The following is an 11503-nucleotide window of genomic DNA, read 5'->3' on the forward strand; positions in this document are numbered from 1 at the left end:
AAATAGAAAAAAGGCCGCAACAGCGGCCTTTTAGTTAATATATTAATAATGCTATTTATTTAGCATCTAAGAAGCTTTTTAGTAGGTCTGAGCGAGAAGGGTGACGTAATTTACGTAACGCTTTCGCTTCAATTTGACGAATACGTTCACGTGTTACGTCAAATTGTTTACCTACTTCTTCTAAAGTATGGTCGGTGTTCATGTCGATACCGAAACGCATACGCAGTACTTTAGCTTCACGTGCTGTTAGACCTGCTAATACGTCATTGGTTGCGCCTCGAAGAGATTCCATTGTTGCAGAATCAATTGGCGAATCAATGGTTGTATCTTCAATGAAGTCACCTAAGTGCGAATCTTCATCATCACCGATAGGAGTTTCCATCGAAATTGGCTCTTTAGCGATTTTAAGTACCTTACGAATTTTATCTTCAGGCATTAACATACGCTCAGCTAACTCTTCTGGGCTCGGCTCACGGCCCATCTCTTGTAACATTTGACGAGAGATACGATTTAACTTGTTGATCGTCTCAATCATGTGCACAGGAATACGGATGGTACGCGCTTGGTCAGCAATTGAACGCGTAATTGCTTGACGGATCCACCATGTTGCATAAGTAGAGAACTTATAACCACGGCGATATTCGAACTTATCAACCGCTTTCATTAGACCAATGTTACCCTCTTGGATAAGGTCTAAGAATTGTAAACCACGGTTGGTGTATTTTTTCGCAATTGAAATTACAAGACGTAAGTTGGCTTCAACCATTTCTTTCTTTGCACGGCGCGCTTTAGCTTCACCAATGCTCATTCGACGGTTGATATCTTTAATACGCTCAATGCTTAAGCCAGTGCTTTCTTCAATTGCAGATAACTTGCTAATACAACGAATTATTTCTGGTTTTACTTCTTCAAGTGCTACTGAGTACTTCTCGTTTGCAGCAATTTCAAGATCAATCCAAGCAGTGTCTGTTTCGTTGTTAGCGAAGTGCTTCACAAAGTTTTTCTTTGGTAGCTTCGCAATTTGTACAGCTTGCTTCATGATAAGACGTTCTTGTACACGAACGCGATCCATCATTTCACGCATGTTGTTTACCATGCGATCAAACTGTTTAGGAACTAGTTTAAATGTTTTAAACAGTTCACCGATTTCAAAAATAGCAGCTTGTGAATCAGGGTGTGAGCGGCCTTTTGCTTCGAATGTATCGCGTGCTTTATTGTAAAGCTCACGCAAATGTTCGAAGTGGACACGTGCTTCTTCAGGATCTGGACCTGTGTCACCATCTGCATCATCATCGCTGTCATCATCGTCGTCGTCGTCGTCATCGTCGTCTTCGTCGTCGAGCTGCTCTTCATTTAGATCTGAACCGATGTGAGTCGCAGAAATTTGTGATTCGTCTTCATTATTAGGATCAAAGAAACCAGAAATAATGTCGCTTAAGCGCATTTCTTCTGCTTCAAACTTGTCCCATTGCTCGAGTAGATATGTAATTGCTTCAGGGTATTCAGCAACAGAAATCTGAACTTGGTTGATACCTTCTTCAATACGCTTGGCGATAACAATTTCGCCTTCACGTGTAAGTAGCTCAACAGTACCCATTTCGCGCATGTACATACGCACAGGGTCAGTCGTTCGACCGATCTCTTTTTCTACAGTCGCAAGTGCAGCGGCCGCGGCTTCTGCTGCGTCTTCGTCTGTCGTTGTTTCTTGCATCATTAATTCATCGGCATCAGGCGCATTTTCACTTACCTTGATACCCATATCATTAATCATGCTAATGATATCTTCTACCTGATCTGAGTCGATAATGTCTTGTGGAAGGTGATCATTAACTTCTGCAAAAGTTAAATAACCTTGCTCTTTACCTTTTTGAATCAGAAGCTTTAATTGTGACTGAGGAGTTGGATCCATAGAGATTTTTTCTTCCACTCTGAAAGTTGATACAACAGGCGCCAGCTCGCTTAAAAAATAAGCGACACGAAAACTAACTAGACGCAGTGAATAGCACAGTATAACAGCTTTATTCAATTCTGACTAGCTGTTGCTGCCTTTTAACGCTTGCGTCAGTAAGTGGCATTCTAGCCGTTCTTCGCTGCTTAAGCCTTGGGTCTTGTCTTTTATTAATAGGGTCTCTAGTCGATAATTTAAACACTGGTCTTCAATAAATTTAAAAGTATTTTTGAAAACTGTCTCTAAACGATCGTCATTTATTTGATGCTGCCAAGTTGCTAATTTCACTAATGCATCATATTCAGCGCTATCTCGGAACGATTCTAAGATTTGCGCGGTTGTAATACCATGTCGTTCACGTGCTAAATGCTGTATCCGTAAAAATAGCTCAATGCCGGCAATTTTCATTTCAGCAAGTTCAGGCATGTAAGCGATGCTCGTTGCTAGATTCGGATGCTGCAATAAAATACCTATAGCTTGACGCATCGGCGTTATTTTAAATTTACGCTCAATTGCATGTTGCTGCTTCGGGGTTTTAACCCGATTACTCAATTGCTCTCGTGTACGACCAATTAATCGGCCCAAATGTTCCAGTATATTTTCTTGGTAAAATTCACTCGGTATTTTTTCGATTAAAGGTAAGGCATCACTGAGTAACTTTGCTTTGCCAGCGTCTTTCGTTAGGTCAATCTCTTGGCTTAGCTTGCTGAACAACACTTTGCTGAAATCATCGGCCTCTGCTAGGCGTGCTTCGAATGCCTCTTTTCCTTCTTTTTGTACCAATGAGTCGGGGTCTTCACCGTCAGGTAAAAAGACAAATTGAAGTGATTTGCCATCAGCTAGATAAGGTAGGGCATTTTCGAGTGCGCGCCATGCTGCATCACGACCCGCTCTATCACCATCATAGCAGCATATCACTTTATCAGTGGTTCTAAACAAGGTGTGCATGTGCTCAGCTGTGGTTGCTGTGCCAAGTGCTGCTACAGCGTATTCAATGCCTTGCTCTGCTAAGGCAACCACATCCATATACCCTTCAACAATTAAAATATGTTCAAGTTTCTTATGTGCTTGTTTCGCTTCGTATAAACCATAAAGCTCAAAACCTTTGTGGAAAATACGTGTCTCAGGAGAGTTAAGGTATTTTGGACCTTGATCGGCTTGCATCACGCGACCACCAAAGGCAATAACCCGGCCTCGCTTATCACGAATAGGAAACATGAGCCGATCACGAAAAAAGTCAAATTGGCGACCCGGCGACTTTTCAGACGCGAGTTTTAGCTCAATTAATTGCTCTTTTTGCTCTTTATTTCGGCCTAATTGCTGGCACAGTGCTTCCCATTCACTTGGCGCATAACCAATCATGAACTTTTTAGCAGTTTCACCGCTTAGGCCACGGCCTTTTATGTAATCAATTACCGCTTTTGAGTTGCTATGGTGTTTTAATTGGTGCTGATAAAAACGGGCGGCATGAAGCATTAAATCGTAATCGGAACGTTTTTGCTCGGCGGTACGCTGTGGACCTGAACTAGTGCCTTGCTCACGTGGTACGTCTAAATTTAGAATACTAGCCAGCTCTTCAATAGCATCAACAAACTCTAATTTGTCGTATTCCATGACAAACGAAATGGCATTACCATTCGCTCCGCAACCAAAGCAGTGGTAAAACTGTTTATCTTGAGAAACAGTAAATGACGGGGTTTTTTCGTTGTGAAAAGGGCAACATGCTTGGTAGTCTTTCCCGGCTTTTTTTAGGCCAACTTTTGAATCAATTAGCTCAACAATATCTGTTCGTGCGAGCAAATCATCAATAAATTGTCGAGGGATTTTTCCGGCCATAGCTGTTGTTTTTCCTGCGCTATTTTTGCGTTCTAAAGTGAGATTTGAACACAATTACTCTCTTTATGAAAGACTAAAAACAAGAAACCGAGCACTAGGCTCGGTTTGCTTGAATCATACGTCTGTATGTGGGGGTTAGGCAGTTAATCGTTGCTTGATTAAGCCAGAAATCTTACCTAAATCGGCACGACCTTCGGCTTTGCTTTTGATTACTCCCATTACCTTACCCATGTCTTGCATACCTGCTGCGTTTGTATCAGCAATAGCCGAGTCAATAAGAGCAATGATTTCTTCTTCACTCAATTGTTGAGGTAAGAATTCTTCAAGAGCTTTAATCTCATTGGCTTCAATTTCTGCTAAATCTTCACGACCCGCATCAATATACTGGGTGTAAGAGTCGCGACGTTGTTTTACAAGCTTCACTAAAACAGCGGTAATTCCGTCGTCGTCTAGCGTGATTTGCTCGTCAATTTCACGTTGCTTGATTGCAGCAAGTACCATGCGGATTGGCTTAAGACGGTCTTTGTCTTTTGCTCTCATCGCATCTTTTTGCGCATCTTTTAGCGTTAATAAAAGGCTCATTTATACAAGACCAAATACTGATTAGTATAATTTAACGCGACGTGCGTTATCGCGAGAAAGCTTCTTCATGTGACGCTTTACTGCAGCAGCTTTTTTACGCTTACGCTCAGCTGTTGGCTTTTCATAGTGCTCGCGACGACGAACTTCTGAAAGGATACCTGCTTTTTCACATGAACGCTTGAAGCGACGAAGTGCTACGTCAAACGGTTCGTTCTCTCTTACTTTAATTACTGGCATTAAAAATTCACCTACCTAAATAATGAGCGTTGCTCAAGTTGATCGAATAACGATCAAGTGGTTCAAAAATGGTGCGGTATTGTAATCCGAAGCAACACCACATGTAAAGAATAATATTAACAGAAACTGAGGCGGCTAAACAGTATTAATTTGGCTCTCGTTGATACAAACGACAAATTACCTGCCCTGCAGATTTCTCCTTTAAAAGCAGCCAGTTATCTGGGGGAGTGAAGCTGGTTAGCTCACTTTCAACTTCCACATAAATCAACGCTTGCTCAGTTAACCATTGATTTGATTCGAGTAATAAACAACTTTTTTCAGCTAAATTTTGTCGGAATGGCGGATCAACAAAAACAAGATCAAACTGCTCATCTAGCGAATTATTTGCCAATAATGCGAGGCTATCGCCCTGTTTAATTGTGGCATTTTCAAGTTTGAGGGTGCTTATATTTTGTATAAGTTGAGATGCAGCACTTTTATCAAGCTCAAAAAATACAGCACGTTTAGCAAAGCGTGACAACGCTTCGAATCCTAACCCGCCAGAACCTGCGAAGCAGTCAAGGACCGCTGCATCACGCGTATCTTGCATTAACCAGTTAAACACGGTTTCCTTAATGCGATCAGTCGTTGGACGTAAACCTTGTACATCTTTAACAGGAAGTTTTCTGCCACGAAATTGTCCGCTAATAATACGGATAAAGCCATTTGCTGATTTATTATTGCTAGCGTTTACTTGGCGGTTAGCTGTTGATTTTTTTCTCATTTAACTCACTAATTATTGGTAACTGACCCCCAGCTCAGATAATATTGCAAGCAATAGCTGGTGTGTCATTTTTCTACTGCGCTAAAAATGGTAGTATTGCGACCTTAGCGATAGATGGTACCCGTTTCGGTTTGGCTGAGCATAGCTGAACTATCACCAAACTATTATTCATGTAAGTTTATCAGATTTTTATAAGTGGTTATTAGCAAGTATGGCAAAAAAAAGTAAATTCTTGTCTTGGTTTGGTTTTGGCAAATCAGAAAAACAACAAGCAGAGCAAACAGCAAATGAGGCTGATAACCAAAAGCAATTAGAAGAACAACAGCGTATTGAAGCTGAAAAAGCGCAAGCGGCGAGCTTAGAGCAGGAACGTATTGCAGCAGAAAAAGCTGAAGCCGAGCGTGTAGAACAAGAACGCATTGCAGCAGAAAAGGCTGAAGCTGAACGTATCGCAGCAGAACAGCAAGCAGCAGAGCAACGTCGTCAAGAACAACAAGCGCGTCTTGCAGAGCAAGAAGCGGCCATGAAGTTAGAACAAGAGCGTATTGCAGCGGAACAGGCGCAGCGTGAAGCAGATCAAATTGCAGCAGAGAAGGCACAAGCTGAACGTGTAGAACAAGAACGTATTGCAGCAGAAAAAGCAGAAGCGATGCGCATAGAGCAGGAACGCGCTGCGGCAGAAAAAGCTGAAGCTGAACGTATCGCTGCAGAACAGCAAGCAGCAGAGCAATGTCGTCAAGAACAACAAGCGCGTTTTGCAGAGCAAGAAGCGGCCATGAAGTTAGAGCAAGAGCGTATTGCAGCTGAACAGGCGCAGCGTGAAGCAGAGCAAATTGCAGCACAAAAAGCAGAAGCCGAACGTTTAGAACAAGCACGCGTTGCAGCAGAAAAAGCAGAGGCCGAACGTGTAGAGCAAGCACGTGTTGCAGCCGAGAAAGCTGAAGCCGAACGTGTAGAACAAGAACGCATTGCAGCAGAAAAGGCTGAAGCTGAACGTTTAGAACAAGCACGTATTGCAGCAGAAAAAGCTGAAGCTGAACGTGTAGAACAAGCACGTATTGCAGCAGAAAAAGCAGAAGCTGAACGTGTAGAACAAGCACGCATTGCAGCCGAAAAAGCTGAAGCTGAACGTGTAGAACAAGCACGCATTGCAGCAGAAAAAGCTGAAGCTGAACGTTTAGAGCAAGAGCGTATTGCAGCAGAAAAAGCTGAAGCTGAACGTGTAGAACAGGAACGTATTGCAGCAGAAAAAGCTGAAGCTGAACGTGTAGAACAGGAACGTATTGCAGCAGAAAAAGCAGAAGCTGAACGTATAGAACAAGCTCGTATTGAAAAAGAAAAAACAGAGCAAGTAACCGATAAACCCAAAAAAGAAGGCTTTTTTGCCCGCCTTAAAAAAGGTTTATTAAAAACTCGCGTTAATATTGGCTCGGGCTTTGCCTCTATTTTTAGTGGTAAAAAAATTGATGATGAGCTATTCGAAGAGTTAGAAACACAGCTATTAACGGCTGATTTAGGTGTCGATACAACCATGAAGTTGATTGATAACCTAACAGATGCAGCCGATCGAAAACAACTTAAAGATGGCGATGCACTTTACGAGCTAATGAAGCAAGAAATGGCCGCAATGTTAAAGACAGCTGAGCAGCCATTAACTGTGCCAGAAAATAAAAAACCGTTTGTTATTTTAATGGTGGGTGTAAATGGGGTGGGTAAAACCACGACCATTGGTAAGCTTGCTAAGCAATTCCAAAATGAAGGCAAATCAGTCATGCTGGCTGCGGGGGATACTTTCCGTGCCGCCGCAGTTGAGCAATTACAAGTGTGGGGCGAGCGTAACAGTATACCTGTTATTGCACAGCATACTGGTGCAGACAGTGCATCGGTTGTGTTTGATGCCTTTCAAGCGGCGAAAGCACGTAATGTAGACGTATTAATCGCGGATACAGCAGGGCGCTTGCAAAATAAAGATAACCTCATGCAAGAGCTTGAAAAAATAGCCCGTGTAATGAAGAAAATAGACCCAGATGCGCCGCATGAAGTCATGCTAACAATTGATGCGGGCACGGGGCAGAATGCCATTAGCCAAGTAAAACTATTTAATGAATGTGTTGGCTTAACGGGTATTACCTTGTCTAAACTGGATGGGACAGCAAAAGGGGGTGTTATCTTTGCTGTGGCAGATAAGTTTAATATTCCAATTCGTTACATAGGCGTTGGCGAGGGAATCGACGACCTGCGTACTTTTAATAGTAATGACTTCATTGATGCGTTGTTTAGCCAAGATGAGGACGACGTATAATTCATAAAAAAGGGAGCATGCTCCCTTTTCAGCTGCAAGATGATTGATAACTAAAATGATAAATTTTCAGCAAGTCAGTAAAACATACCCCGGCGGTCACCGTGCGCTGGAAAAAGTCAGTTTTCATATTAAGTCAGGCGAGTTGGCTTTTTTAACTGGGCATAGTGGCGCAGGTAAAAGTACATTATTAAAGCTGATTAGTTTGATGGAACGTCCATCGGCTGGCAAAGTATTAATTAATGATATTGATTTAAATGCTGTTAAATCTCGTCAAATTCCTTATGTACGCCGTGATATAGGGATTATTTTTCAAAACCATCGTTTGTTAGAACGCTATACGGTATTTGATAATGTCGCTTTGCCGTTGATTATTGAAGGCACACACCATAAACAAATTGCAAAGCGTGTGCATGGTGCGCTTGATAAAGTGGGCTTACTTGATAAAGCCAAATGTAACCCTGCGACTTTATCTGGAGGCGAGCAACAACGCGTGGGAATTGCGAGGGCTATCGTAAATTCACCGCCTATTTTGTTAGCTGATGAACCGACCGGTAATTTAGACCCCGAACTTTCAATGGATATTTTACGCTTATTCGAAGACTTTAATAATCATGGTACGACGGTGTTAATTGCCACCCATGATATTGGTTTAATTGCACGGATGCGCTATCGCAGCCTAACCCTTAAAGATGGACGTATGATCCAGGATCCATTAGCTGAGGGAGCGCTATGAGCCTATTATTTAAAAGTAGAGCCAGTCACAATGATCGTCAGCAGAAATCAATTCTAGCGGCGCCGTATTTCTTTTTTATTAACTTAATCCGTCAAGGTGTGCATAGCTTAGGTGAAATGTGGCGCACGCCACTTGCCTCCTTGATGACCATTGCGGTATTAGGGCTAAGCTTAACGTTACCAGCGACCTTGTATTTAGTCGTGAAAAATGTGTCTCAGGTAAGCAGCGGGTTTGAAGATGCCGCTGAAATTTCGTTGTTTGTTAAAGAGTCTATGACAGAGCAACAAACACAAACATTAGTCAAACGTTTAGCGCTTTACCCTGAAATCGATAAGGTTGAGTTTATTTCTAAAGCAGATGCGCTTGTTGAATTTAAGCAGGTGTCAGGATTTGGACAAGCATTAGAATACTTAGATGCGAATCCACTGCCCGATGTTGTTATTGTGACACCGACGGCACGGTATCGTCAGCCAAATGCTGCTGAACAGTTACTCAAAAAACTTGAAGATGAGCGTGAAGTCGATTTTGGTAAACTGGATATTGCATGGCTTGAGCGCTTAAATGCACTGTTAAGCTTATTAAAAGAGAGCGTGATTACCATTGCTTTACTATTATTAACCTCGGTGACTTTGATCATTGGAAACACGATTCGTTTATCTATCATGGATAAAAAGGAAGAGATCCAAGTTATGAAGTTAGTGGGGGCAACCAATGCATTTATACATGCGCCATTTTTATGGACGGGTATTTGGTATGGCATTATCGGTGGACTATTTTCATTTATTTGTGTTGCTTTGATGATGTGGTGGCTAGGTGCAGCGGTGAGCGAAGTCGCGGGAGTTTATGGCAGCCGTTTTAATTTAATCGGTTTGACGTTATCTGAATTTGCCATTTTAGTTGCACTTGCAACGGGGCTTGGTTTTGTCGGCTCGTATTTGTCTGTAAATAGATATATAAAAGAAATAGAACCCGATAAAGTATAACAATAAAGTGTAACAATTCGTTGTTACACTGCTTTATTAGCACTAAATAAAAGCAGTAATAAATTTATCGCTCTTTCAATTAAAGCTAGAATTCACCGCATATTCAGCGTGTTAGCGTAGACTAAAAATAGATACAAAAACCACTTGATTTGAACGTTAAAAAAGTTTTTAATTGAAGTTAGCACTCTCGCTTAAAGAGTGCTAAGATGGTTTCAAATGTTTATCACTGAGGTGAAAAATGAGTAAAGATTTATACGCAATGGCACTTACTGCAGGTCAACAAAGCGCGAGTATGGACGGCTATCTTCAAGCTGTCAGTACGATTCCAATGCTTGATGCCGAGCATGAAAAGCAGTTAGCGACACGTCTTCAGGAAGAAGGTGATCTTGATGCTGCGAAGCAACTCATTATGTCGCACCTTCGTTTTGTAGCTCACATTGCAAAAAGCTATTCAGGGTATGGTTTACCGCAAGCTGATTTAATTCAGGAAGGTAACATCGGTCTAATGAAGGCTGTAAAACGCTTTGACCCGAGCGTCGGCGTACGCTTAGTTTCATTCGCTGTACATTGGATTAAAGCGGAGATTCATGAATACGTACTAAAAAACTGGCGTATCGTGAAAGTTGCAACGACAAAAGCGCAACGTAAACTATTCTTCAATCTACGTAAAAACAAAAAACGTTTAGGTTGGTTTAACCAAGCCGAGGTTAGCACTGTTGCTAACGAGCTAGGGGTTAGTGAAAAAGAAGTACGTGAGATGGAATCGCGTATGAGTGGCCAAGATATGGGCTTTGATTTAACGGGTGACGACAATGACGATGCACCTACAAGCACCTACTCGCCAGTACAATATTTAACTGATGGCAGTGCTGACCTTGCTGACGATATTGAAGAGCAGCAATGGCAAGAACAGTCGCATGCACGTTTATTTAGTGCATTAAAAACGCTTGATGAACGCTCGCAAGATATCGTAAGTGCTCGTTGGTTAGCTGATGATAAAGCAACCCTGCAAGAGCTTGCTGAAAAGTATAACGTGTCAGCAGAGCGTGTTCGCCAGCTAGAAAAAACAGCGATGAAAAAACTGCAAACAGCCATGAGCTAATGGAGTCACGAGCTAATTAAGAGCTCGGACTTCAGAGTTATCTCTACTATAAAGCCTCGCAAATGCGGGGTTTTCTGTTTTAAGGATGCAGTATGCCAGATACTGATTACCAACACGTACTTAATGAAATTACCAAAGAAGTTCAGCCATTATTGAGTCAAGGCAAAGTGGCAGACTACATTCCTGCACTTGCGGATGTTGAACCAAACCAATTTGCAATTGCTATTCATACAGTCGATGGTCACACTTTTTGCGCTGGTGATTGCCGTGCTCGCTTTACCATTCAGTCTGTGTCTAAAGTGATGACATTAACGCTTGCACTGCAGCGTTATGGTGATGAACTTTGGCAACGCGTGGGCAAAGAGCCTTCTGGTACTGCATTTAACTCGCTCACTCAGCTAGAGTTTGAGCAGGGTATTCCCCGAAACCCGTTTATTAATGCTGGAGCCATCGTGACTTGCGATGCCTTATACAGCCGACTTTCAGCGCCAATGCACTCGATGCTTGAATCTTTTCGTCAACTGTCAGGCAATCCATCGGTTGTGATAGATAAAAAAGTTGCTAATTCAGAGTATGAGTTTCGTCATCGCAATGCCGCTATGGCACACTTAATGAAATCATTTGGTAATTTTAATAATGAAGTCGATGATGTTTTGTGGGCTTATTTTAATTTTTGTGCCATTGAGCTTAACTGTGTGGAGCTCGCTAAAGCGTATAATTATCTTGCAAACCAAGGCAAAGACACTCGGGGTAATAAAGTACTGAGTACAAGACAAAATAAGCAGCTTAATTCGTTGCTGTTTACCAGTGGTTTATATGATGCGGCGGGAGATTTTGGTTACCGTGTTGGGATGCCCGGAAAATCAGGGGTATCGGGCACAATATTAGCCGTTTTACCTAATCAGTTTACAGTTGCTGTGTGGGCACCACGTTTAAACTCATACGGTAACTCAGTGGCTGGGATAGCCGCCCTTGAGCGTTTATCCCAGAAACTGGATATTTCGATTTTTTAATGAG

At 42.1% G+C, this 11503-nt stretch carries 10 protein-coding genes; 5 read left to right on the forward strand and 5 right to left on the reverse strand.

Going from position 1 to position 11503, the window contains the following annotated elements; translation table 11 throughout:
• Positions 1 to 55: 55 nt before the first annotated feature.
• The 5 genes from rpoD to rsmD all read right to left on the reverse strand — a co-directional run bounded on the left by rpoD (position 56) and on the right by rsmD (position 5366).
• Complete coding sequence (gene rpoD / locus H3302_RS02710; RefSeq protein WP_036971019.1) at positions 56 to 1909, reverse strand: RNA polymerase sigma factor RpoD; 1854 nt, start codon at positions 1907 to 1909, stop codon at positions 56 to 58.
• A 123-nt stretch (positions 1910 to 2032) separates the two neighbouring features.
• The gene (gene dnaG / locus H3302_RS02715) at positions 2033 to 3784 is read right to left on the reverse strand and encodes a DNA primase (protein ID WP_036971774.1); all 1752 of its coding nucleotides are present in this window, start codon (positions 3782 to 3784) and stop codon (positions 2033 to 2035) included.
• 135 nt (positions 3785 to 3919) lie between these two features.
• Positions 3920 to 4366: a GatB/YqeY domain-containing protein gene (locus H3302_RS02720; protein WP_036971016.1), complete on the reverse strand. Its 447-nt coding sequence runs from the start codon at positions 4364 to 4366 to the stop codon at positions 3920 to 3922.
• Positions 4367 to 4387: 21 nt separating this feature from the next.
• Positions 4388 to 4603, reverse strand: a complete 216-nt coding sequence (rpsU, locus tag H3302_RS02725) for a 30S ribosomal protein S21 (protein WP_002957797.1) — start codon at positions 4601 to 4603, stop codon at positions 4388 to 4390.
• 145 nt (positions 4604 to 4748) lie between these two features.
• Positions 4749 to 5366, reverse strand: coding sequence for a 16S rRNA (guanine(966)-N(2))-methyltransferase RsmD (rsmD, locus tag H3302_RS02730; protein WP_036971010.1), 618 nt, complete (start codon positions 5364 to 5366; stop codon positions 4749 to 4751).
• A 211-nt stretch (positions 5367 to 5577) separates the two neighbouring features.
• Here rsmD and ftsY point away from each other — a divergent pair, with 211 nt between their 5' ends.
• From ftsY to glsB, 5 genes are all read left to right on the forward strand, one after another.
• Positions 5578 to 7668: a signal recognition particle-docking protein FtsY gene (gene ftsY, locus H3302_RS02735; protein WP_182396122.1), complete on the forward strand. Its 2091-nt coding sequence runs from the start codon at positions 5578 to 5580 to the stop codon at positions 7666 to 7668.
• A 55-nt stretch (positions 7669 to 7723) separates the two neighbouring features.
• A complete protein-coding gene (gene ftsE, locus H3302_RS02740) occupies positions 7724 to 8401 on the forward strand; it encodes a cell division ATP-binding protein FtsE (protein ID WP_036971003.1) in 678 nt (225 codons plus the stop codon).
• Positions 8398 to 9384 carry a permease-like cell division protein FtsX gene (ftsX, locus tag H3302_RS02745; protein ID WP_065978123.1) on the forward strand — a complete coding sequence of 329 codons (987 nt, stop codon included), beginning with the start codon at positions 8398 to 8400 and terminating at the stop codon, positions 9382 to 9384. Before ftsE ends, ftsX begins: the two co-directional genes overlap by 4 nt.
• Before the next feature lie 238 nt (positions 9385 to 9622).
• The gene (rpoH, locus tag H3302_RS02750) at positions 9623 to 10486 is read left to right on the forward strand and encodes an RNA polymerase sigma factor RpoH (RefSeq protein WP_036970997.1); all 864 of its coding nucleotides are present in this window, start codon (positions 9623 to 9625) and stop codon (positions 10484 to 10486) included.
• Positions 10487 to 10578: 92 nt separating this feature from the next.
• Entirely contained in the window at positions 10579 to 11499 is a 921-nt protein-coding gene (gene glsB, locus H3302_RS02755) for a glutaminase B (protein ID WP_036970994.1), read from the forward strand.
• Positions 11500 to 11503: the final 4 nt, after the last annotated feature.

Origin of the sequence: Pseudoalteromonas sp. MT33b, from assembly GCF_014117385.1 — a bacterium.
GTDB lineage: Bacteria > Pseudomonadota > Gammaproteobacteria > Enterobacterales > Alteromonadaceae > Pseudoalteromonas > Pseudoalteromonas lipolytica.